Here is a 21,869-nt window from a genome sequence, read left to right as displayed (position 1 = left end):
ACGAGTGAAGGAACCTTATGCAGAGCACGATGATGAACGTCCCGTTGACGACCACAGCAATCATGCGTCACGGCGCAGGCGTGCACGGGTCTGCAACGGTGCGGACGCTGCAACCCGATGGAACCGTAAAGGTCGGCACCTTCGCCGAGGTCGGCCGTAGGGCTGCGCAGTTGGCTCACGCGTTGCGAGGCTGCGGAATCACTGGCGATGATCGGGTCGCCACCTTCATGTGGAACAACCAAGAACACGTGGAGGCGTACTTGGCGGTGCCCTCGATGGGCGCGGTGCTCCACACCCTGAACTTGCGCCTCGCCGCGGAGCAGATCACCTACATCGGCAACCACGCCGAAGATCGAGTGATCATCGCCGATGGCAGTCTCGTACCCCTCCTGGCTCCGGTGTTACCGCAGATCACCAGCGTGCACACCGTCGTGGTGACGGGCGACGTCGATCTCACTCCGCTACGCAGCAAGGACGTCACGGTCGTGAGATACGAGGATTTCATCTCGGGTCAGCCCGAGGCCTTCGACTGGCCCGAGCTCGATGAAGGCACGGCGGCGGCCATGTGCTACACGTCCGGGACCACCGGCAATCCCAAAGGAGTCGCCTACAGTCACCGGTCGACCTACCTGCACTCCATGGCCGCCTGTCTCGCAGACGGCCTCGGTATCGGCGCCGGTGACCGCATCCTCGCGATCGTGCCCATGTTCCACGCCAACGCTTGGGGCCTGGTCTATTCCGCCTTCATGGCCGGTGCCGACCTACTCATGCCCGAGCGTTTCCTACAGGCCGAACCGCTCGTGCGCCTGATCGGTGCTGAGCGACCCACGATCGCCGGAGCAGTCCCGACGATCTGGAACGACGTCTTGAACTTTCTGGAGTCCAACCCAAGCCACGATGTGTCCTCGCTCGGTCTTGTCGCCTGCGGTGGCTCTGCGGTGCCCCTGCACCTCATGAAGACATTCCAAGAGAAGTACGGCGTGCAGATCGTCCAAGCATGGGGGATGACTGAGACCTCTCCGCTGGCCGCCGTCGCCCGTCCGCCCGCATCGCTCGACCCGTCCGAGCAGTGGCAACTGCGTGCCACCCAGGGGCGTCCGGTCGCTGGAGTGGAATTGAGGATCGTCGACGATGCGGGCCGAGTGCTGCCCAACGATGGCGCGGCGGTGGGGGAGTTGCAGGTGCGCGGGCCCTGGATCAGCGGCGCCTACTACCGGGAGGAGGACGACGGAGAGAGGTTCCACGACGGGTGGTTGCGCACCGGCGACGTCGGGCGCATCAACTCACGCAGCTTCGTCACGTTGACCGACCGCACCAAGGACGTGATCAAGTCCGGAGGGGAGTGGATCTCTTCGGTTGAGCTTGAGTTGCACCTCGCCGGTCACCCCGACGTTCTGGAAGCCTCCGTGGTGGGGGTTCCGGACGCGAAGTGGCAGGAGCGGCCACTGGCCGTCATCGCCGTACGCGAGGGCAGGGAACTCACACCGGCCCAGCTTCGTGACTTCCTCGAGGACAAGGTTGCCAGGTGGTGGCTGCCGGAGCGCTGGAGCTTCGTCGCCGAGGTACCGAAGACGTCGGTCGGGAAATTCGACAAGAAGCGCCTACGCGCACTGCATGCCGACGGCGAACTGGCCGTCATCGAAGTCTGAGAAGTATCGCTTCACTCGGACAACTCGAAGCCCGACGAATAGAGAAGTGACACGGATGACGGCGATTGGGAAGCACAGCAACCAGATGACGCCCGTTGGCGGTAGCGAAGGCGACGTATCCCGCGAGGGGGGAGTGATCTCTCGCTGGGCGGCGCACCTCGCCGGTCAGCGCCCGGTGGGGATCGGCCAGACGCTGCCCCCGCACTCGCCGGATTGCGCCGGATGCGGGCCGGATAATCCGGCCGGCCTGCATCTGCGTGCGGTCCGCACCGCGTCGGGAGTCGAAGCAGTCCACTGCTTCGACGAGGCGCATGTAGGAGCCCCAGGTATCGCGCATGGAGGAGCGGTCGCACTCGCGTTCGACGACTTGTTTGGGTTCGTGCTCTACACGGTCGGATCGCTCGCCGTCACTCGCAGCCTTACCGTCGAGTACCGAGCACCGTTCCGGTTGCGCCAGCCGTACACCTTCTGCGCCAACGTGGCCCAACGGGAAGGACGACGGCTGCTGCTCCACGCCGAGGCGCGGGACGACAATGGACGGGGGGTCGGATCCGCCGAGGCCACCTTCGTGGTCGTCGGTGCTGAACATTTCGCCGCGAACGCTGGACAAGGAATGAGCCCCGGCGAATGCGACCTGCAGATGAGAGATCCGAGAGGTCCGAGCAACGTGCCCAGTTCAGTAGCGGTGTCCTACGTGCACAGCCAGCCATCGGTGGAGGTCCAGTGAGGTTACCTGCGTTTCTACCTGGGTGGGGCGTGGCGTGGTGGATCGCGTTCTTGGTCTGCAAGCCGGCGTTGGTCTTGGTGCGCCGTCGGGACTGGCATGGCGTTGAACAGATCCCATCCAGCGGCGGCGTGGTGCTCGCCGTGAACCACGTTTCCCATGTTGACCCGCTGCTCATTGCCGAGATGGTGCTCGCGAACGGAAGGACTCCGGCATTCCTTGCCAAGAGCAGTCTGTTCGGCGAGCGCATCGTGGGGTGGTGGTTCCGTGCCGCCGGGCATGTGGAGGTTGACCGTTCTCGTGGCGCGGACGGATTCGGCGCCGCCTTGACATCTCTCCGCGGCGGTGCGCTTCTTGTCATCTATCCCGAAGGATCGATTACGAGAGACCCCGACGGCCGCATGATGGATCTCAAGACAGGAGCGGTGCGGCTGGCACTCGAGTCAGGAGCACCGTTGATTCCGGTGGTGCAACGAGGCGCTCAAGAGATCCTGCCCGCCTATAGCCGGCGCCCGAGGCTGTTCAAGCGGACGACCGTCAGTATCAACGTCGGTCGTCCGCTGGACCTTACCGATCTCAGAGAGCAAGGACTTGAGCCTGAAGCGGTCAGCGCAGGAACACGTCGGCTGGCCGACACGCTTGCCCGAATGTTGGAGCAATTGTCGGACGGGCGCGGCACCGGTCTGTCTCCGTCGCTCGACTTGCACGTGGGTGGTGACGATCACAAGCGGTCACGCGACGACTTCGCCCGCCAGCAACTGCGATGCCTAGATGCGTCACAGAGCGGTCCGTAGTAGGCCCGACTGGTTGGGTCCTCCAGGGCGGCGAACGCGGGGAGGAAGAACACGCGTTTGAGCTGCAGCCGGACCTCGGGCCGGTACATCAGGCCCTTCGGGACTGCTGCACGTAATGGTGACAGTTGGGTTAGGACGCCCGGGTGAAGGTTGGGGTCATGATGGTCTCGCAGTCGATCAGGGTCAATTGGGCGAGTCGTGCTTGGCGTCGGCGGCGGTGGTCTTCGGATCGCGGCGGCTCAGGCCAGGTTGTCAGGTGAATGAAACAGCTCCCGGTGCTGGATCGCCAGCCGGAGCTCGTCCCCGGTCTTGGCTACCGGCCGGTCCAGTAGATCCTCCGCCCGGCCAAGCCGATACCGGATGGTGTTGCGGTGCACGCAGAGTTCCTCGGCTGTGTCCTCCACGCTTCCACCGTGTGACAGGAAGGCTAGAACCGTTTCGCGTATCCGTGCCGTCGGCTCATCGGATGAACCCAGCGGCCCCAGCACACGATCGACGAACCGGTCGACCTCGGGACTGCAGCCGAGCAGCGCAAGGAGCTCGATCTGCTCGTAGCGCATGACAGCTGCTGATCCACCGCCACTCGTGGCGGCCTCAAGGGTGCGTCGGGCATCATCGTGGCTGCTGACGAACCCCGCCTGGCCGGGGGCGGGTGTGCCGGCGTACAGTGCTGCGCTGATGCTCACCAGGTCGGGGGCGAGGTTCTCGAGACCGCCTAGATCCGGCTGGTCACGCGTGCCGATCCAGGCCCACAGTTGACGGCCGCCGGGGTGGACTACAAGAGGACTACTCCCGCCGAGTAGGCTCGCTACCTCGTGGACGATACGTTCGAGCCCGTCGATGGCATAAGCGTCGGCGGTCTCCAGGATCAAGGCGGTGTGCCTCACCGACATCGGATAGCCGCCCAGAGCGGCCGAGGCGCGCCGGGGGTCGGTGGGCTCGTTAGCCAAGAGGGCCTTCACGACTTCGTACTGCCTCGCCGCCACGCCCTTGGTGCGGCGGGAACTCTCGGCATGGAAGATCTCGGTGGAGTCTGTGATCGCTCCGTCGATCCATGAGCTCGCGCGGCCCCAGAAGAAAATGAGCAGCGCAGCATGGTCGATCTGGTCGGTCGGCAGTGCGTTGACGACGCCGGTGACGTAGTGCCATGACTCCTGCTGAGCCACTCTGTACATCTTGATCAGAAGCTCCAGCGGCAGTTGACGGCCGGCGACCTCACGAGCCAATTGACTGCCCGCTTTAGGCAGGTGGGCGTGGAAATCGGGTTGGCCGAAGGCCGCTAGGAAAGCAAGCCAGTGCTCCCTGACGGCGTCCTCCAGGAGCGCGAAAAAATCCGGCGCCGAGGCGAGTTCGGGCAACTCGCGCCGGATCGCGCTGCTGGTCCGGGTGACCCACCGTTCGACCATCTCCGGGCGCAATTCGTCGGCGACGAACCGGGGGAGCCAGGTGGCGAAATCGGCGGGAAGAGCATCGATGGACAACTGAAATCCCTCCCGGATTGGGTAGCGCTGGCTTGCCAGGCTAGCCCAATTTGTGACCCCGGCCACGTCGTGATCGCGTCAGTGCTGCGGCACGGCCTAGTTTGCGGAAAGGCATGGAGCGGTTGTCGTGTTGCACAGTCCGGGCGCCCATATTTGGTGCTGCCTACAAGAGGTCTCCGCGAGCCCGGTGTTGAACTTCGCAAGCCCAGTCATGTGACGGGTGACACGTTTCCAAAGGACTGAAAGTGATGTTCCGGTGAACGCATCGAGCCCTGAACAGGTCTACGACGTCGTCGTGGTCGGCTCCGGCTTCGGCGGCTCGGTCGCCGCTCTGCGACTGGTCGAGAAGGGCTACCGGGTGCTGGTGCTCGAGGCCGGTCGCCGGTTCCGCGACGAGGACTTCGCGGCGACCTCCTGGGATGCCCGGAGGTTCCTGTTCGCGCCTCGGATCGGCTGCTTCGGGATCCAGCGCATCCGGCTCCTCCGCGACGTGGTCGTGCTGGCCGGCGCCGGCGTGGGCGGTGGGTCGCTGGTGTACGCGAACACGCTCTACGAGCCGCGCTCGGACGCGTTCTACCGCGACGCTCAGTGGTCCCACATCACCGACTGGCGCGACGAGCTGGCTCCCTACTACGACCAGGCAAAACGCATGCTCGGGGTCCGGCCCAACCCGACGACCACCCGGCCCGACGAGATCATGGGCGAGGTCGCCGCCGAGCTCGGCGTGGCCGACACCTACGGTCCCGCGCCGGTCGGGGTCTTCTTCGGTCGCGGTGACACGTTGGAGCCGGGCGTAACGGTCGCCGACCCGTACTTCGGCGGGGTCGGCCCCGACCGCACCGGTTGTCTGGAGTGCGGCGAGTGCATGACCGGATGTCGGCACAACGCGAAGAACACGCTGCTGAAGAACTACCTCCATCTCGCCGAGCGGGGTGGTGCCGAGGTGCGGGAGCTCACCACCGTCGACAGCATCACCCCGTACGACTGCGGCTACCGCATCGCGGTTCACGAGTCGGGCGGCTCGCGCCGCCGCACCGCGCACACGATCACGGCCGACCAGGTCATCATCGCTGCCGGCACCTGGGGTACGCAGGAGCTGCTGCACACCATGAAGCAGCGCGGGCTCCTACCCGGCCTCTCGGACCGGCTCGGTGAGCTGACCCGCACGAACTCCGAAGCGCTGTGCACCGCGAGCATGCGGCCCGGAGCCCGGATCGACGGCGACCTCAACCGCGGCGTCGCCATCACCAGCTCGATCCACCCCAACGACCACACCCACATCGAGCCGGTGCGCTACGGCGCCGGCTCCGGGTTCATGGGGTTGCTCACCACCGTCATGACCGACGGCGGCGGCCGGGTGCCCAGGGCGCTGAAGTGGATCGGCCAGATCCTGCGCCACCCCGTCCAGTTCCTCGGTCACTACCTGGGGATCCGCACCTGGGCGGAGCGTACGGTCATCGCCTTGGTCATGCAGACCAGCGACAACTCGATCACCGTCTTCGGCAAGAAGCGGCGCTTCGGTCGCGGGGCGCTGCGGCTGTCCTCGAAGCAGGGCCACGGCGAGCCGAACCCGACCTGGATCCCGGTCGCCAACCAGGCGATCCGCAGCATCAGCGAGAAGATCGACGGCCGGCCGTTCTCGAGCATCGGCGAGATCTTCAACATCCCGATGACGGCCCACTTCCTTGGTGGCTGCGTCATCGGGGACAGCGCCGAGAGCGGCGTCGTCGACCCCTACCACCGCGTCCACGGCCACCCTGGGCTGCACATCACCGACGGCTCGACGATCTCCGCCAACCTCGGCGTGAACCCGAGCCTGACCATCACCGCGCAGGCCGAGCGCGCCATGTCCTTGTGGCCGAACAAGGGCGAGACCGACCTGCGCCCGCCGCTCGGTGCCGCATACGAGCGGATCGCGCCGGTCGGCCCGAAGCAGCCGATGGTGCCGGCCGAGGCGCCGGCCGCGTTGCGGCTTCCGGTGGTCGAGATCAACGGTCGGGCCGCTTCATGACGGCCACCCAGACAGACCGGATGGAGCCGTCCGGTCCCCGCGGCATGACGCCCGAGCGTCAGCGGATCGCCGCCGAGGCGCTCCAGTCGAACGCCCTCTTCAAGGCTCTGGCGTCCTTCGGCGACTTCTACGCTTTCGTCGTCTCGGTCTTCCGCAAGGGGTTCACGCACAGCTTCCAGTTCCGCGAGTTCGTCTCCCAGGCCTGGTTCATCACGACCGTCTCGTTCTGGCCCGCGCTCCTGGTCGCGATCCCGTTCTGCGTCGTCATCATCTTCCAGGTCAACCAGCTCCTGATCGAGATCGGCGCGGTCGACCTCGCCGGGGCCGGGGCCGCCGTCGCCGTCGTCCGTGAGATCGGTCCGATCGTCAGCGTCCTGGTCGTCGCCGGTGCCGGGGCGACCGCGATCTGCGCGGACCTGGGCTCCCGCAAGATCCGCGAGGAGATCGACGCGATGACCACGCTCGGGATCGACCCGATCCACCGGCTCGTCGTGCCGCGCGTGGCCGCCTCGACCCTGGTGGGCATCGCCCTCAACGGACTGGTGACCGTCGTCGGCCTGGTCGGCGGCTACTTCTTCTCGGTGGTGCTGCAGGGCGCGACCCCAGGGCTCTACCTCAACGACCTCACCCTTCTCGTGGGCTTGTCAGACTTCATCGCAGCTGAGGCGAAAGCCGCGATCTTCGGACTGCTGGCCGGGTTGACTGCCTGCTACCTGGGCCTCAACGCCAAGGGCGGCCCCAAGGGCGTCGGGGAAGCGGTGAACCAGACAGTCGTGTTCGCGTTCATGCTTCTGTTCGCCGCCAACAGCGTGATCAGCACCCTGTTCCTCCAGTTCAAGTTGGGAGCCTGAGATGGCGGTCAACGCATCAGCACTCCGCGAGCTCGGCGAGCAGCTCGCCTTCCATGCACGCGCCTACTCCCACGTCCCTCATGCCTTCCACCGCTACCGCAAGGAAGTCGTCCGGCTCCTGGCCGAGGTCGCGATGGGAACCGGGGCCTTGGCACTGATCGGCGGGACCGTTCTCGTGATCGGGTTTCTCACCGCGGCGTCGGGCATCGAGGTCGGCCTGCAGGCGTACACCTCCTTCGACAACATCGGCGTCTCCGCGCTGTCGGGATTCTTCTCGGCGTACTTCAACACCCGCGAGGTGGCTCCGATCATCGCCGGGATCGCGCTCACCGCGACCGTCGGCGCGGGCTTCACCGCCCAGATCGGCGCGATGCGGGTCTCAGAAGAGATCGATGCGCTCGAGGTGATGGCGGTGCCGCCGGTGCCCTACCTGGTCACCACCCGGATCATGGCCGGGCTCATCGCGGTCATCCCGCTGTACGCCATCGCGGTGATGATGTGCTGGCTGGCGACCCGGCTCGTGGTGACCGTCGGCTACGACGAGGCACCGGGTACCTACCAGCACTACTTCGACACCTTCCTGATCCCCGGCGACCTGTTCCTGTCCATGTTGAAGGTCACGATCATGGCGCTGGTCGTGGTCTCGGTGTGCTGCTACCACGGATTCAAGGCCGCGGGCGGACCCGCCGGCGTCGGCCGTGCCGTCGGCCGCGCCGTGCGGTCGGCCCTCATCGCCATCATGTTCGTCGACCTGATCTTCGGCATCGCCATCTGGGGCGGTCCGTCGGTCCACATCGCGGGGTGATCGGGCATGGTTGATCGTCACGTCACGTACGGCCTCACCTTCATCGCGCTGATCCTCGCGCTGATCGTCGGCACCGTCGCCAGCTATGAGGGCGTCTTCCGCTCCACCGTCCCGCTCACCGTCTCCTCCGACCGGGCCGGTCTGACTTTGGCCCCGGGGGCAGCGGTCAAACTCCGAGGTGTGGTGATCGGCCGGGTCGGTTCGGTCGACCATGACGCCGGCGACGGGGTCTCGATCCAGCTCGAAATCGACCAGGACGAGCTCAATCAGATCTCCAGCGACACCACCGCCGAGATCGTCCCGCCGACAGCGTTCGGAGCAAAGTACATCCAGCTCAACCCCGGTGAGCCGGGCGCCGAGCGGATCCAGGCCGGGTCCACGATCGACGCCGACCGGGTCACGGTCGAGGTCGACGAGGCGTTCGAGAACCTCACTCAGGTACTGGACACGGCCAAGCCTGCCGAGGTCGCGGCCGCGCTCACCGCCGTCTCGCAGGCGGTCGACCAGCGCGGCGAGGACATCGGGCTCCTGATCACCCAGACCAACGGCTACCTCACCTCGTTCAACCCCTATCTGAGCACCCTCACCAGCGACATCAGGTCGGGCGCGAGCGTCGCTCAGACCTACGACACCGCGCGGCCCGACCTGGTGGCCCTGGCCGACAAGGCTGCGGTGACCAGCAGGACCCTGACCACCCAGCAGAAGTCGCTGCACGCCTTCGAGGTCAGCCTGTACTCCTTCGACAACAGCGCGAGCCAGCTGCTGGACAGCTCGGGTAGGCGGCTGACCACCACGTTGAAGCTGACCGCCCCGGTCGCTGACGTAGTCGAGCGCTACTCGCCGGAGCTCCCGTGCACGATCCTCGGCCTCGCCTCGGCCAACAAGCTCGCCGAGGCCGCCGTCGGCGGCACACATCCGGGAATCACCACGATCACCCGCATCGTCCCGGGTCGCGATCCATACACGTACGAGCGCAACCTGCCGAAGATCGGCGACACCAGGTCTCCCGAGTGCTACGGGCTTCCGTACGTCACCGAGGAGGAGGCACAGGCTGCGGTGCCGACCTTCGCAACCGGCGCCAACCCCTACGCGGGCAAGCAGCCCACGGTCCAGGAGAACACGCTCACCACGCTGCTCGGCCTGCTGGCCGGTGGCGCCAACGCCGCAGGAGGTAAACAGTGACCAGCAACAGTAAACTTCGGCGCCGGGAGCGTTCCGACCTGATCAAGTTCGGAATCTTCTTGGTGGTCGCGGCGCTGTTCACCTACTGGGTCGGTGTGGTGACGGCCGCGCATCGCCCCGGCGACCGGGTTACGTACGATGCCGTCTTCGCCAACGTGTCGGGTCTCCAAAAGGGCGACTCGGTCCGGATCGCCGGCGTGGACGTCGGCAAGGTCACGGCCCTGGCAGTCCAGCGCGACGCGACCGTGCGCGTCTCCTTTGACGTCCCGCGGGACCAGAAGCTCAACGCCTCGACCGAGGCCACGGTGCAGTACCGGAACCTCATCGGCGACCGGATCGTCCAACTCAGCCGGCCCGACCCGGACGCCAGACCGATCAAGGCCGGCGACACCATCCCAATATCCCAGACCAGGCCGGCCCTCGACCTCGACCTGCTGCTCAACGGGTTCAAGCCGCTCTTCGCGGGCCTTGCCCCGGCGCAGATCAACGCCTTCTCCGGTGACCTGATCAAGATCCTCCAAGGGCAGAGCTCCGCCATCTCCACGCTGGTGCAGCGGGCGGCCTCGCTCACCACGACGCTCGGGAACCGCCAGGAGCTGATCGGGGAGGTGATCCGCAACCTCAACACTGTCGTCGGCACCCTCGATGACAAGCGCGAGACCATCCAGGCGCTCATCGACCAGTTCAGCAAGCTTCTCGACGGTCTCGAGCAGCAGGACACCCAGATCCTCGATGCAGCGGCGCAGACCGACCGGTTCGCCCGTGACGCGGCGTCACTGGTCGAGGCGGGCAGGGAAGACCTGGCGGCCGACCTTACTCAGCTCACCAAGACGGCGAACGGCATCAACCAGGAGCAGGCCACTCTTCAGCAGGTCCTGCAGAAGCTGCCGAACCACTACGCGGCGATCCAGAACACCGCCTCGTACGGCAACTACTTCAACTTCTTCCTGTGTGGGGTCCGGATCCAGACCGAGGCCACCATCACGACTCCCTGGATCATGTCCGACACGCAGAGGTGCAAACGATGAGCGTCCGTACGCCCTCCCAGAACGCCGCCCGAGGCCTGATCGGCACCATGGCGATCGCCCTGGTGGTCACCGCCAGCCTCAACTACAACAAGCTCCCGCTCGTGGGCAACGGTGACATCATCCACGCCGCCTTCACCGAGGCCGGTGGCCTCAAAGGTGGAGATGCCGTGATGGTCTCCGGCGCCCAGGTGGGCAAGGTTCGTGACGTCCGTCTCGATGGCGACGAGGTCGTCGCCGACTTGGTCGTCACCGAAGGTGATGTCGACCTCGGCGGCAAGACCGAGGCACGCATCATCACGGTCACGCTCCTCGGCCGGGCCGCCGTCGAGCTCGTCCCCTCCGGCAGCGGGCGGCTGAGTGCCGGTGACACGATCCCGACCTCCCGGACGTCCTCGCCCTACAACCTCACCGCCACGCTGAACGAACTGACGACGACCACGGCGGACATCGACAAGGCACAGCTGGCCGGCGCGCTCGACCAGGCCAGCGCGGCTCTGAGCGGAACCCACGACGACGTCGGGCCCGCTCTGCGAGGTGTCACTGAGCTCACCGCCGCCGTCGAACAGAACGACGACCAACTTCGCGCCCTGCTCGCCCGCGCCTCACGGGTCTCGGGCGTCCTCGCCAGTCGCAACGAGCAGATCGAGACCCTACTTGTCTCCGGACAGTCGCTGCTCCAGCAGCTCAACGCTCGCCAGGCCGTCGTAGTGAGCCTGCTTAGCAGCGTGCAGGACCTCTCCACGCAGCTGCGTGGACTCGTCGACGACAACCGGGCCACCCTCGGCCCGGCACTGGACCAGCTCGATGCGGTGGTCACTCTGCTCAACCGGAACAAGGCGGCTCTCCAGGACGCCATCACCGGCCTACGCGGGTACGTCACCGGGTTCGGGGAGGCCATCTCGACCGGACCGTGGTTCGACGCGTACATCCAGAACCTCACCTCGCCAGGCACGCTGGTGCCGATCGTCTCGGGGGTCGTGAAATGACCAACTCCTCCAGTCTCCTGCTGCGCCGTGTCCTGATCGGGCTCGCGCTACTGCTCCTCGCCACGGGCGGCTACTACACGGTCAAGGACACCCGCTCGACGGTGCTGACCGCGGTCTTCAGCAACGCCGACGGGCTCTACGAGGGCGACGACGTCAAGGTCCTCGGCGTCGCCGTCGGCCGGGTCACCGAGGTCGATCCGCAAGACGACGGCGTACATGTGAGGATCGAGGTCGAGGGCGGGCAGCGGATTCCGGCCGAGGCCAACGCCGCGATCGTCTCCCCGAGCCTGGTCAGCGGACGGTTCGTCCAGCTCTCACCGGCCTACACCGACGGCCCGGCGATGCCCGACGGTGGCCAGATCCAGCTGGACCGCACCGCGGTGCCGGTCTCGTTCGACGAGGTCAAGAAGCAGCTCACCGACCTCGCCACCGCGCTCGCTCCCGATGGCTCCGGCAAGCAGCCGCTCCGGACCGCCATCGAGACCCTGGACGCCAACCTCCGCAACGGCAACGCCGAGCAACTGAGCGAGGCAGTTGAGGGGCTCCGCAGCGCCACCGCGACCCTCTCGGACGGGCGCGCCGACATGTTCACGACCGTCTCCAACCTGAACAGCTTCACCAAGAACCTCGCTGTCAACGATGCCGCCGTGGCCGGGTTCACCGAGCAGCTCAGCGAGGTCTCCGCGGTGTTGGCCGCCAACCGGCGCGAGCTCACCAAGGCGATCGAGGAGCTCTCCGCGGCACTGGTGGCGACGGGTGAGCTCACCCACGACAACCGCGGCAGGATCAAGAACTCCGTACGCGACCTGAACCTGCTCAGCGCTGCCCTCGCGGACCGATCCAACCAGCTGGCGGCGATCCTGCACATGGCTCCGACGGCCTTGATCGATCTCTTCAACGTCATCGACAAGCAGGCAATCACCGGCCGGGCCTCACTGACCGGGCTCAACGACGCCGCCCAGCTCGTCTGCGGCGCCGTGCTCGGTGCCGGCGGCACGGCACAGCAGTGCCGTGATGCGCTCGCGCCGCTTGTCGACCTGATCAAGACCGCCCAGCAAGGCACGACCGGGCCAGGCGCGACGGGGCCAGGCACGGGGCAGCCAGAGATGGACCCACCGGCCGACCCGGGGCGACCGCCGACACCGCTCCCTGACCTGGGCTCGGGCCTCGACGGGGTACAACCCCTCTTGCCCGGCCTGCTCGGCACCGACCTCGGAGGCGACCGATGAAGACACAGATCCTGGCCACCATGGCCGCAATCGTGGTCGGCCTGACCGGCTGCACGAGCCTCCAGCCGAACGATCACACACTTCCCGGCCAGCCCGGCGTCGGCGGGGACGGCTACACCGTCACCGTCACCTTCGACGAGGTCGCGAACCTGGTGCCGAACTCCGCCGTGCAGATGGACAACGTCGTCATCGGCACCGTCGCCGGCATCAGCGTCTCGGACTGGCAGGCAAAGGTCCGGCTCCGGCTGATGAAATCTGCCCGCGTCCCGGCCGATGCCACCTTCGCGATCGGACAGAAGACCCTGCTCGGCGCCCAGTACATCGACGTCAGCGCGCCCGGGCCAGCCCCGACACCGAGCAGCGCCGACAGCATCGCGGCAGCGGCGGAGCGGACCGAGATACTGCAGCACGGCGCCCGGGTTCCGGTCACCCAGACCGGTACCTACCCGGCCACCGAGCAGGTCCTCGGCGCGGTGGCGCTACTGCTCAACAACGGCGGGTTGTCGCAGATCGAGACCATCACCTCCGAGCTGGCGACCGCGCTGGACGACCGGGTCCCCGACACCCGCAACCTGGTGCGACGGACCAACGAGTTGCTCGCGGTGCTCGACGATAACAAGAGTGAGATCGTGCAGGCGCTCGAGGCGCTCGACCGGCTCTCCGCCGGCCTCGCTAAGGACCGGACGGTCCTGGCGAACGCGATCGACGATATCGCTCCGGGGCTGCGTGCGCTCGAGGAGGAGCGGGAGAGCCTCGTCCGCGCTGTCACCCGGACCGGCGAGACCGGAGATCGGGCGACCAAGGTCATCCGGGCCAGCCGTACGGCTCTCCTCACGAACCTGGACGCCCTGCGGCCCATCCTGACCAGCCTCGGCAAGGTCGGCGACTCCATCCCCGAGGCGCTCAAGCTCGCTCTGACCATCCCGTTCCCCGCGATGACCACGACCAACGCGCTGCGTGGCGACTACGCCAACCTCTTCGCGACGCTCGACCTCCGCGGCTCGAGCCTCACCGAAACCTGGCTCACCGGATTCGGGCCGACCGGCCTGCCTCCCGTTGGCGCCGCCCCCACGTCGACACCCATCCCGAGCACGTCCGACGACAGCGGCTGCCTGATGGCGAACCTGGGGGGCTGCTGATGCTGCTGACGAGACTGGTGAAGCGGCAGTTGGGCGTCTTCGCCTGCCTGACGGCTCTCGCGCTCGGGCTGATGGTCTTCACCTATGCGAGAGTCCCGGCGATGCTCGGCATCGGGGTCTACCAGGTCACCGCCGAGTTCAAAGATGCCAGCGGGCTCTACGAGAGCGCCCTGGTCACCTATCGGGGCGTCAAGGTCGGGCAGGTGACCGACCTTGAGGTGACCCCGCGAGCAGCCGTCGCCACTCTTCGTCTCGATGATGGCACCAGGATCCCCGGCAACGTTGACGCTGAGCTCCACAGCACCTCCGCGGTGGGGGAGCAGTACGTCTCCCTGGTCTCGCCGTCGACCACCAAGGCGGCCTTGAGCGCCGGGGACGTGCTACCAACTTCACGCACCGTCGACATGCCCCAGATCGCGCCCGTCCTGGATGCCGTCAACCACCTGCTTGAGTCCGTGCCGCAGCGACAGACACGCAACGTACTGGATCAGGTCGACACCGGCCTCGGGTCGAGCAGCGAGGACGTCGGCCGGCTGATCGAGGAATCCAGCACGCTCTTGGACACAGCCCAGCAGGAGGTCACCTCGACGACCGAGCTGATCCGCGCCCTGGAGCCGGTGCTCGCCACCCAGCAGGAGATGGCGCCGCAGACCGTGTCGTCGATGTCGTCGCTCCGCGCGCTCACCAAGGAGCTCGCGGCGAACGACGCCGACCTGCGCTCGCTGCTCCGCGACGGGCGTACGGGTCTGGACAGCACCGCCGCGACAGTTGATGACCTCCAGACCACGCTGCCGATGCTCTTGGACAACTTGATGGTCAACGGCGAGGTGCTCAACACCTATCTTCCGCAGCTTCAGCAGACCCTGGTCGTGTACCCCGCCACGATCGGACGACTTCAACAGACGGTCAATCCGCGGGCGAAGGAGGGCGACGTGAAGCTGGACCTACGCGCAGGCGTCAACAATCCACCGTCATGCACGACGGGATACCTGTCCACCGACGATCGACGCAGCCCGTCCGAAGAGAACGTACGCAAGGTCGACCCGCTCGCGCACTGCGAGACCGCGCCCAGCGACCCGTCTTCGGTGCGGGGCGCTCGCAACCAGCCGTGTCCGAATTCCAGCGCGCGGGGCCATCTACCCTCCTCGTGCGGGCTGGAGTTCGGCAAGGGGCGCTGGCCCGAGGGCGACGATCCGAACGCGCCAAAGGCTCCGGCAGGTGAGCCGTCGTCGACGGGGACGACGGACGCATCTGAGGACAACTCCTGGAAGCAGTTGTTCCTCGAGCCGGTCGGGCTGTGGTGACGATGTCCAGACTCTCCACAAGGACCTTCGTGCTCCTGCTGGTGCTAGGCATCGGGCTGCTCGTGTTCGCCGGGCAGCGCGCTTGGTCCTGGCGCGAGGACGTAAGCGCGGAGCATCAGCGAGCGGCGGCCGTCTCGGCGGCTTCCACCGAGGTCACCCGACTGATCTCGGTCAGCGCAGAGGACTCGGAGGCGGCCTTCGAGTCCCTTCTCGACGGCGCGACCGCCTCCTTCCGCAGCGACCTGAAGCAGCAGGCAAGTGCGCTGCAGAAGGCGCTGAAGGCCAACAAGGTCGACGCCGAGGGCGAGGTCGTCTCGGCCGGTGTGGCGCGCTCGACCGACGAGCAGGCGACGGTGTACATCGCGGCGACCGGCACGGTGTCGAACTCGGGCACGAAGGCACCACAGCAACGTGACTACCGGGTCAAGGTCGAGATGCGGAACGTCGAGGGCCGCTGGCTCGTATCCGGACTGGAGTTCATCCCGTGACCATCGATGAGACCGAGATGCCAACAGCCCTCTCAGAAGAGACCGAGGTGGACGAGCACGTGGACAAGTCGCGACCGCCCGAATCCGGTCGGCTCCGGCTCGACCTGGGGGGAAGACTGCTGCGCTGGGCGGTCGTGCTGCTCGTGATCGTCGGACTGGCCGCGGCGATAACCTTCGCCGCGCTCGCCGGTCACGCCTCGGACCGCGCTCGGGACCGAACCGATGCGCTCGCCACGGCCAAGAGCCGGGTGCCCGTCCTGCTGAGCTACGACCACCGCACGCTCGAAGCAGACCTCGACCGGTCCAAGAACCAGACCACCGGCCGGTTTCGCACCGACTACACCAAGCTGCTCGAAGGCCCTGTCGCCAAGGCAGCGACCCAGAAACAGATCTCCACGAAGGCGACCCTCTCCGGGGCAGGCGTCGTCGAGGTCGCCGGGCCGCGGGTCACGGTCCTGGTCTTCATCACGCAGACCACGATCGCGCCTGGAGCCGAGCCCAGCGTCAGTGCATCGCGCGTCGAGGTGAAGATGCAAAGGGTCGGCAACGGCTGGAAGGTGGCTGGGCTCACGCCCCGCTGACCGGACGACAACCCGCGAGTGGAGGCATTGGTATGGGTGTAGACGTAAAGATCGAAGGGCTGACCAAGAGCTTTGGTAAGCAGCTCATCTGGAAGGATGTCACGCTGACGCTGCCTGCGGGCGAGATCAGCGTGATGCTCGGCCCGTCCGGCACGGGTAAGTCCGTGCTCCTGAAGACGCTGATCGGTCTGATCAAGCCCGACACGGGCTCGGTGGTCATCGAGGGCGTCGACATCGCCAGCTGTTCGGAGCGAGACCTCTACGAGGTCCGCAAGCTGTTCGGCGTGCTGTTCCAGGACGGCGCCATGTTCGGTTCGATGGACCTGTTCGACAACGTCGCGTTCCCCCTTCGTGAGCACACGAAGAAGAGCGAGTCCGAGATTCGCAACATCGTCATGGAGAAGATGGACCTGGTCGGTCTCATCGGCGCCGAGAACAAGCTTCCCGGCGAGATCTCCGGTGGTATGCGCAAGCGTGCCGGTCTGGCGCGCGCTCTGGTCCTCGACCCCGAGATCCTGCTGATCGACGAGCCCGACTCCGGTCTGGACCCGGTGCGTACGGCGTTCATCAACCAGCTCTTCATCGACCTGAACGCGCAGATCGACGCGACCTTCCTGATCGTCACCCACGACATCAACTCGACGCGTACGGTGCCGGACAACATCGGCCTGCTCTACCACAAGCACCTGGCCATGTACGGACCCCGCGAGATGCTGCTGAGCTCCGAGGAGCCCGTCGTGCGGCAGTTCCTCAACGCCCAGACGATCGGCCCGATCGGCATGTCGGAGGAGAAGGACGCCGACGAGCTGGCCGCCGAGAAGGACATGGGCCTGCCGCCGCTCCCGCCGATCCCGATGCAGCTCGAGCCGTCCAACGGCATCCCACGCAAGTACCAGCGTCCGCCGGGCGCCTGGTGCCGCGAGAACGGTGTCACCCCGCCGCCGGGGTCGTTCCAGCCCGACGAGACACAGGCCTTATCTGGCGCTCGTGTACTTCAGATGGAGTCGTCGCGACCGTCCGTAGCAGGGACGTCTGGCGAGTTGTTCACGTAGAAACGCTCGCCGCCGACGTTTCTAGCGGTTCTTGTCGCAGCGAGACCGGGTTGGACTGATCGCTCAACTGTTGGCACAGTCGGCCATGGTTTCCGCTGCAGGCGGCATCTCATACTGCTGCTTCGCCCGAATCACATCGAGGCACGGCCACCATTGCCGCGATGGGCCACGACCATCCCGGTAGCCACATCGCTGCCTGAGACTGTCGGTCAGACCTCGGAACTCGCGTTCGCGGTTGGCGGAGCGAAACAGCAGGCGAAAGCATCGAGACCCTCGGCGGCTGCATCGAGCAGCGCGGGAATCGCATCGTCCTCGAAGTCATCGGTGCCCACGTGTTCGGCCAGCCGCTCACGCGCCCGATCCAGGATGGTCCGACACAGCTCTGCCTTGGAGTCGAAATACCTGTAGAGCACGACGCGCGTGCCCCGTGCCTCATCGGCGACATCGCCCGGGCTTGTCTCGGCGAAACCTCGTGGCGCGCAGGGCCGCGTTGGACGCGGGACCGCTGTTGCCGGCGGGCACCTGAATTCGCAGAACCATCCCCGCCCGGTGTCGGCGCACCGCCGCTTTCGCCCCGCAAGTACTCGCACTTTTCGCGCCAGCACCCGCTCGATGGGCCAGTGCGCTCGAGTTGAGGCCGGGTGCGTCGGGTCGCGTGGGTAGAACCGCGCGATGAACTCAACGTCTCCAGTGCTCATCGACTCCTATCCTCACCGCGGTACGCCGCTCACCGCGGAGGACGTCGAGCGGATCGCCGCCGCGATCACCGCCACCCACGCTGCGACCACCCGCACCGTCTACGCCTCCGCCTGGCGCCGATGGGAACGCTGGTGCACGCACCGCGGCATCGCTCCGCTCGGCGAGGAGGGTCCCGGCGCCGGCCGTCGGGGCGCCGACCCGGTCGCGGTGTGCGCCTACCTCGCCGAGACAGCCGCTGACGGGCTCTCGGCCGCGACTGTCGACCTGGCTTGCTCCGCGATCGGCTACCACCACCGATGTCGCGACCTGACCGATCCCACCGCGACCGTAGCCGTTCGCCAGGTACGCCGCGGCCTGCACCGCATCCTTGGGACCGCGCCACGCCGACCCGCCCATCCAGTCGGCCCCGAAGAGATCGGCCAGCTCCTCGCCGCCATCGACCGTGACAGCCCGGTTGGTGCGCGAGACGCCGCGGTCATCCTGCTCGGCTTCGCCGGCGCGCTGCGCCGCTCCGAGCTCGCGAACCTCACACTCGCCGACCTCGAACCCAAGCCCGGCGGACTGTTGCTCCGCCTGCGCCGCTCGAAGACCGACCCCGATGCTCGCGGGCAGGTCGTCGGGATCGCACCGGGCCGCCACCGCGACACCGACCCGATCACGGCCCTCGACGCCTGGCTCGCCCATCGAGGACCCGGGCAGGGCCCGGTCTTCACCAGCTTCCGCAACGGCGCTCCGCCGCTCCAACCGATCTCCGGCAACGTCGTCACGAGTGTCGTCAAGCGCTACGCCGAGGCCGCCGGGCTGACCGGCCGCATCACGGCTCACTCGCTGCGCGCAGGACACGCCACCACCGCCGCCATGGCCGGCGTCGGCATCGACCGGATCGCCGCCCAGGCCAGGCACCGACGCATCGACATCCTCATCGACCGCTACATCCGACCAGCCCAAGCGCTGCACGCCACTTCCAGCCGCCACCTGGGCTGTGACCGGTTCGCGTTCGTAACGCGCACGATGTGGTCGCTTTGCGAAACGTCAATGCTGGCGGGTGTCTTGCATTGAGCCATGCAACCATGGATAAAAACCACTCACTCTCCCTGCGAGAGTGTATGGTTTTTATCCATGGTGGGATTGGAGTCACTTCCAGTGACGTTCACGACACGAGCGGCCCTGCGAGCAGGGGCGCATCCGCGGGACCTGTATCGATGGCGGGACGATGGCGATGTCATCGAGCTCTCGCGAGGTGTGTTTCGTAACGCGGCAGCGCCGGAGCCCTCGTTCCCTGACCTGTTGGCCGTCGGCATGAGGGCTCCGCACGCGATCGTGTGCTGCGTGAGCGCTGCGGTGGCCCACGGTCTCAGTGACGAGATGGAACCTGCGGTCCAGATCGCGATCGCGTCCGGGCGAAACCTGGCCCGCATCACCTTCCCGCCGACGACGGTGTTTCGGTTCGATGCTGAGACCTTCGAGCTCGGACTCTCGCAATTGGAGGTCGCGCCGGACGAGTTCACGCGAATCTACGATCCCGCTCGGACAGTGGTGGACCTGATGCGCCTGCGGCACCGACTCGGCGAGCCGGTGGCGCACACGGTGCTCAACAGGTACTTGGAATCGCCAGGAGCGAAGCCGGGGCGGGTGCTGGAGTACGCCAACGCCCTCGGGGTCGTCGGGCCGGTGCGGTTGGCACTCGACATCGCGGGGGCACGATGAGTCGGCCGACGCGAGAGTCGGCGGCCGGGCGCGCCTACTTGGATCTGCAGAACCGAGCTCGGCGGGAGCGCAGGCGTACCCAGGACCTGTTGACGATGTACGTCGTGGAGCGATGGCTGGCCCGGATGAGCGCATCGCCATACGCCGGTGACTTCGTCCTCAAGGGCGGGATGCTCCTGGCGAGCTTCGGGAGTCGGCGCCCGACCACCGATGCGGACGCTTTGGCTCGGAACATGCCGGCCGACGAGAGCGCCGTCGCGGCCCGGGTGGTCGAGATCGCAGGTCTGGCCGACCCGGACGACGGAGTGGTTTACCTGACCGAGACCGTCAAGACGGCGATGATCCGAGACGACGCGCTCTACTCCGGTGTCCGCGTGACCATGGACGCGACGCTGGGCACGGCGCAGCTGAAGCTCAAGCTGGACATCAACTTCGGAGATCCAGTGACACCGGAGCCATCAGTCGTCGAGCTGCCTGCGCTGCGACCCGGCGCACCGCCGGTGCGGATATTGGGGTATCCGATCGCGACCGTGCTGGCGGAGAAGATCTCGACCGCGATCGACCTCGGGCCGGCGAGCACAAGAGTGCGGGACTGGGCCGACATCTACACCCTGGTCACGACCCATGACCTCGACGGTGCCGAGGTGAGCGCGGCAGTGGCGGCCACCATGAACTTTCGAGGGGTCGTCGTCAGATCGCTGTCTGAGGCGATCGGTGACCTCGTGAAGGTCCGGGCCTCAGCGTACGTCGCGTATCGACGCGGGCTCGGCGCCGATGGCGAGCATCTCCCCGCGACATTCGAGGAAGTCGTGGAGACGGCGGTCCGGTTCGCCGACCCGGTGCTGAGTGCCGGCACCCCCGGCGCTGCGCAGTGGCGGGCGGAGGCCCGGACGTGGTCCTGAACTCCGCGAATACTCCGCGAAAACCCTGTCGAGAGACCCCGAGATCGGGCGAGGAGATGAGGTAATGTCGACCTCGTCATCGAAAACGATGACGGATGTTCGCCCAGGTCAAACGGTGGTTTCTCAGAAACTGGTCGAGAAACCACGAGAGATGCGGCACCCGGCGAAGGGCGCCAGGCACCAAGAGAAGGCCAGGGGTTCGAATCCCCTCAGCTCCACAAGCCAGAACCCCGTCTGATCTGCGGAAACGCAAGTGATCAGACGGGGTTCTTTGTGTTTAGTCTTACCGTTCCGGCGAAGATTCCCCCCGGATTCCCCCCGCGCCGTTCAGGCGGGCCAATCCAGCCTCGTCGGCGACGGTTCCGAGGTGGTGCAAGTAGATGTTCGTCGTGGCGATCGACGCATGCCCCATCCATGCCTGCACCGTCGTTGCGGGGACACCCTTTGCGAGCCAAAGACAGGCAGCGGTGTGCCGCAGATCGTGGATCCGCCGGCCATGCGAGATGAGTTCCCAATCGACGGCACGCTTGACGGCGCTCGCGTGCAGTCGATGCCCAGTGGCGGTTACGAAGACCAGGTCTCGGCTAGTGCGCCCGGCCATGAGCCCCATGACGGTTGGGAGTACCCGATCGGCGAGCGGGACGAACCTCGACTTGCCCGACTTGGTTCGTTTGGCCTCGCCTCCTTCAGGGGCGGCGCGCCGCACGTAGATGCCCGGAATCGGCTGCAGCGCGATGTCGCTAACTCTCACTTCGCGCAGTTCAGACCACCGAAGCCCGGTCCAACCCGCGACCAACAGAATGTCCGCGAGCCGGGCCAGGTCGCGGGCCCTGTCCGTGGCGCGGATCAGGCTCACCGAATCGCGGGAGGCGAGCTGGGCGGCGTCTGCGACGAGAGTTTCCAACTCGGTCTCGCTGAACGGCTGCATTTCCGTCTCGACCTCGCTCGCCTTGGGCACCCTGGTTGGGGTTACAGGGTTGTGCTGGACCATGCGCTCGCGCACTGCCCAGGCGAAGAAGGACGACAGGGAGGCGCGGTATCGCTTGACTGACTTCTCGGCGAGCCCGCTGCGGAGCAGTGACACCAGTGCGCGCGAGACCTCGCGTTCGGTGACGCTGCCGATCTGAAGGGCTGCGAGGGAACGGGGCATTGATCGAACAAGCGTTCTAACATGGTGTCATGCGCGAGGCGACACCTATACACGTCTGGGTTGACGTGACTGGCGCGTGGGGATACCACTCGAGCCCCGGCATCTTG

The 21,869-nt window shown here is 66.7% G+C and carries 21 protein-coding genes and 1 pseudogene; 19 read left to right on the top strand and 3 right to left on the bottom strand.

The genetic code is table 11. The features are described from left to right. The first annotated feature begins 17 nt into the window (after positions 1-17). Genes FB381_RS21540 through FB381_RS21530 form a run of 3 tightly spaced genes read left to right on the top strand, consistent with a single transcriptional unit; the run spans position 18 to position 3,167 of the window. On the top strand, positions 18-1,649 hold the full coding sequence (locus tag FB381_RS21540) for a long-chain fatty acid--CoA ligase (protein ID WP_008362701.1): 1,632 nt from the start codon (positions 18-20) through the stop codon (positions 1,647-1,649). Positions 1,650-1,704: 55 nt separating this feature from the next. Continuing rightward, positions 1,705-2,376, top strand: coding sequence for a PaaI family thioesterase (locus FB381_RS21535; RefSeq protein ID WP_008362700.1), 672 nt, complete (start codon positions 1,705-1,707; stop codon positions 2,374-2,376). Positions 2,377-2,405: 29 nt separating this feature from the next. Further along, on the top strand, positions 2,406-3,167 hold the full coding sequence (locus tag FB381_RS21530) for a lysophospholipid acyltransferase family protein (protein WP_008362699.1): 762 nt from the start codon (positions 2,406-2,408) through the stop codon (positions 3,165-3,167). A 239-nt stretch (positions 3,168-3,406) separates the two neighbouring features. Here FB381_RS21530 and FB381_RS21525 read toward each other — a convergent pair whose 3' ends face one another. After that, the gene (locus FB381_RS21525; RefSeq protein ID WP_008362698.1) at positions 3,407-4,648 is read right to left on the bottom strand and encodes a PucR family transcriptional regulator; all 1,242 of its coding nucleotides are present in this window, start codon (positions 4,646-4,648) and stop codon (positions 3,407-3,409) included. A 256-nt stretch (positions 4,649-4,904) separates the two neighbouring features. Between FB381_RS21525 and FB381_RS21520 the strand changes: the two genes are divergently transcribed. The 12 genes from FB381_RS21520 to FB381_RS21465 are packed head-to-tail and all read left to right on the top strand — an operon-like array spanning position 4,905 to position 17,304. After that, complete coding sequence (locus FB381_RS21520) at positions 4,905-6,659, top strand: GMC family oxidoreductase (RefSeq protein WP_008362697.1); 1,755 nt, start codon at positions 4,905-4,907, stop codon at positions 6,657-6,659. Beyond that, positions 6,656-7,510, top strand: coding sequence for an MlaE family ABC transporter permease (locus FB381_RS21515; RefSeq protein WP_008362696.1), 855 nt, complete (start codon positions 6,656-6,658; stop codon positions 7,508-7,510). Before FB381_RS21520 ends, FB381_RS21515 begins: the two co-directional genes overlap by 4 nt. 1 nt (position 7,511) lies before the next feature. Further along, entirely contained in the window at positions 7,512-8,315 is an 804-nt protein-coding gene (locus FB381_RS21510) for an MlaE family ABC transporter permease (protein ID WP_008362695.1), read from the top strand. A gap of 6 nt (positions 8,316-8,321) precedes the next feature. Further along, positions 8,322-9,497: an MCE family protein gene (locus FB381_RS21505; protein ID WP_008362694.1), complete on the top strand. Its 1,176-nt coding sequence runs from the start codon at positions 8,322-8,324 to the stop codon at positions 9,495-9,497. Further along, positions 9,494-10,525 (top strand): MCE family protein, encoded by a 1,032-nt coding sequence (locus FB381_RS21500; protein WP_008362693.1) that lies wholly within the window; start codon positions 9,494-9,496, stop codon positions 10,523-10,525. Before FB381_RS21505 ends, FB381_RS21500 begins: the two co-directional genes overlap by 4 nt. Next, a complete protein-coding gene (locus FB381_RS21495; protein WP_008362692.1) occupies positions 10,522-11,511 on the top strand; it encodes an MCE family protein in 990 nt (329 codons plus the stop codon). Before FB381_RS21500 ends, FB381_RS21495 begins: the two co-directional genes overlap by 4 nt. Then, a complete protein-coding gene (locus tag FB381_RS21490; RefSeq protein WP_008362691.1) occupies positions 11,508-12,740 on the top strand; it encodes an MCE family protein in 1,233 nt (410 codons plus the stop codon). The genes FB381_RS21495 and FB381_RS21490 overlap by 4 nt, the downstream gene beginning before the upstream one ends. After that, complete coding sequence (locus tag FB381_RS21485) at positions 12,737-13,879, top strand: MCE family protein (protein WP_008362689.1); 1,143 nt, start codon at positions 12,737-12,739, stop codon at positions 13,877-13,879. The genes FB381_RS21490 and FB381_RS21485 overlap by 4 nt, the downstream gene beginning before the upstream one ends. Further along, the gene (locus FB381_RS21480; RefSeq protein WP_008362687.1) at positions 13,879-15,183 is read left to right on the top strand and encodes an MCE family protein; all 1,305 of its coding nucleotides are present in this window, start codon (positions 13,879-13,881) and stop codon (positions 15,181-15,183) included. Before FB381_RS21485 ends, FB381_RS21480 begins: the two co-directional genes overlap by 1 nt. Positions 15,184-15,185: 2 nt before the next feature. Continuing rightward, on the top strand, positions 15,186-15,671 hold the full coding sequence (locus tag FB381_RS21475; RefSeq protein WP_008362685.1) for a hypothetical protein: 486 nt from the start codon (positions 15,186-15,188) through the stop codon (positions 15,669-15,671). Next, positions 15,668-16,252 (top strand): hypothetical protein, encoded by a 585-nt coding sequence (locus FB381_RS21470; RefSeq protein ID WP_008362682.1) that lies wholly within the window; start codon positions 15,668-15,670, stop codon positions 16,250-16,252. The genes FB381_RS21475 and FB381_RS21470 overlap by 4 nt, the downstream gene beginning before the upstream one ends. Before the next feature lie 32 nt (positions 16,253-16,284). Then, positions 16,285-17,304: an ABC transporter ATP-binding protein gene (locus tag FB381_RS21465; protein WP_008362680.1), complete on the top strand. Its 1,020-nt coding sequence runs from the start codon at positions 16,285-16,287 to the stop codon at positions 17,302-17,304. Positions 17,305-17,513: 209 nt separating this feature from the next. Here FB381_RS21465 and FB381_RS24505 read toward each other — a convergent pair whose 3' ends face one another. Next, positions 17,514-18,002, bottom strand: a complete 489-nt coding sequence (locus tag FB381_RS24505) for a TetR/AcrR family transcriptional regulator (protein WP_141782164.1) — start codon at positions 18,000-18,002, stop codon at positions 17,514-17,516. Between FB381_RS24505 and FB381_RS21455 the strand changes: the two genes are divergently transcribed. From FB381_RS21455 to FB381_RS21445, 4 genes and pseudogenes are all read left to right on the top strand, one after another. After that, on the top strand, positions 17,977-19,062 hold the full coding sequence (locus FB381_RS21455) for a tyrosine-type recombinase/integrase (RefSeq protein ID WP_141782163.1): 1,086 nt from the start codon (positions 17,977-17,979) through the stop codon (positions 19,060-19,062). The genes FB381_RS24505 and FB381_RS21455 overlap by 26 nt on opposite strands. A 3-nt stretch (positions 19,063-19,065) precedes the next feature. After that, positions 19,066-19,245, top strand: a pseudogene (locus FB381_RS24545) (type IV toxin-antitoxin system AbiEi family antitoxin domain-containing protein); the annotation flags it as partial. 87 nt (positions 19,246-19,332) lie between these two features. Next, complete coding sequence (locus FB381_RS24370) at positions 19,333-19,710, top strand: type IV toxin-antitoxin system AbiEi family antitoxin domain-containing protein (RefSeq protein ID WP_246088252.1); 378 nt, start codon at positions 19,333-19,335, stop codon at positions 19,708-19,710. Positions 19,711-19,835: 125 nt separating this feature from the next. Then, on the top strand, positions 19,836-20,612 hold the full coding sequence (locus FB381_RS21445) for a nucleotidyl transferase AbiEii/AbiGii toxin family protein (RefSeq protein ID WP_211352508.1): 777 nt from the start codon (positions 19,836-19,838) through the stop codon (positions 20,610-20,612). Between the two features lie 283 nt (positions 20,613-20,895). Here FB381_RS21445 and FB381_RS21440 read toward each other — a convergent pair whose 3' ends face one another. Continuing rightward, entirely contained in the window at positions 20,896-21,762 is an 867-nt protein-coding gene (locus FB381_RS21440) for a tyrosine-type recombinase/integrase (protein WP_141782162.1), read from the bottom strand. Between the last annotated feature and the right edge of the window lie 107 nt (positions 21,763-21,869).

Origin of the sequence: Nocardioides albertanoniae, from assembly GCF_006716315.1 — a bacterium.
In the GTDB taxonomy this organism is placed as follows: Bacteria; Actinomycetota; Actinomycetes; order Propionibacteriales; family Nocardioidaceae; genus Nocardioides; species Nocardioides albertanoniae.
The sequence above is the reverse complement of the archived record's forward strand: the minus strand, read 5'-3'. Positions and strand labels throughout refer to the sequence as shown.

Bases quoted from the DNA above. Each gene is read 5' to 3' on its own strand.
- FB381_RS21535 (WP_008362700.1), top strand. From the start codon at position 1,705: ATGACGGCGATTGGGAAGCACAGCAACCAGATGACGCCCGTTGGCGGT.
- FB381_RS21475 (WP_008362685.1), top strand. From the start codon at position 15,186: ATGTCCAGACTCTCCACAAGGACCTTCGTGCTCCTGCTGGTGCTAGGC.
- FB381_RS21465 (WP_008362680.1), top strand. From the start codon at position 16,285: ATGGGTGTAGACGTAAAGATCGAAGGGCTGACCAAGAGCTTTGGTAAG.
- FB381_RS21510 (WP_008362695.1), top strand. From the start codon at position 7,512: ATGGCGGTCAACGCATCAGCACTCCGCGAGCTCGGCGAGCAGCTCGCC.
- FB381_RS21440 (WP_141782162.1), bottom strand. From the start codon at position 21,762: ATGCCCCGTTCCCTCGCAGCCCTTCAGATCGGCAGCGTCACCGAACGC.
- FB381_RS21490 (WP_008362691.1), top strand. From the start codon at position 11,508: ATGACCAACTCCTCCAGTCTCCTGCTGCGCCGTGTCCTGATCGGGCTC.
- FB381_RS21455 (WP_141782163.1), top strand. From the start codon at position 17,977: ATGAACTCAACGTCTCCAGTGCTCATCGACTCCTATCCTCACCGCGGT.
- FB381_RS21485 (WP_008362689.1), top strand. From the start codon at position 12,737: ATGAAGACACAGATCCTGGCCACCATGGCCGCAATCGTGGTCGGCCTG.
- FB381_RS21495 (WP_008362692.1), top strand. From the start codon at position 10,522: ATGAGCGTCCGTACGCCCTCCCAGAACGCCGCCCGAGGCCTGATCGGC.
- FB381_RS21505 (WP_008362694.1), top strand. From the start codon at position 8,322: ATGGTTGATCGTCACGTCACGTACGGCCTCACCTTCATCGCGCTGATC.
- FB381_RS21480 (WP_008362687.1), top strand. From the start codon at position 13,879: ATGCTGCTGACGAGACTGGTGAAGCGGCAGTTGGGCGTCTTCGCCTGC.
- FB381_RS21515 (WP_008362696.1), top strand. From the start codon at position 6,656: ATGACGGCCACCCAGACAGACCGGATGGAGCCGTCCGGTCCCCGCGGC.
- FB381_RS24505 (WP_141782164.1), bottom strand. From the start codon at position 18,002: ATGAGCACTGGAGACGTTGAGTTCATCGCGCGGTTCTACCCACGCGAC.
- FB381_RS21540 (WP_008362701.1), top strand. From the start codon at position 18: ATGCAGAGCACGATGATGAACGTCCCGTTGACGACCACAGCAATCATG.
- FB381_RS21445 (WP_211352508.1), top strand. From the start codon at position 19,836: ATGAGCGCATCGCCATACGCCGGTGACTTCGTCCTCAAGGGCGGGATG.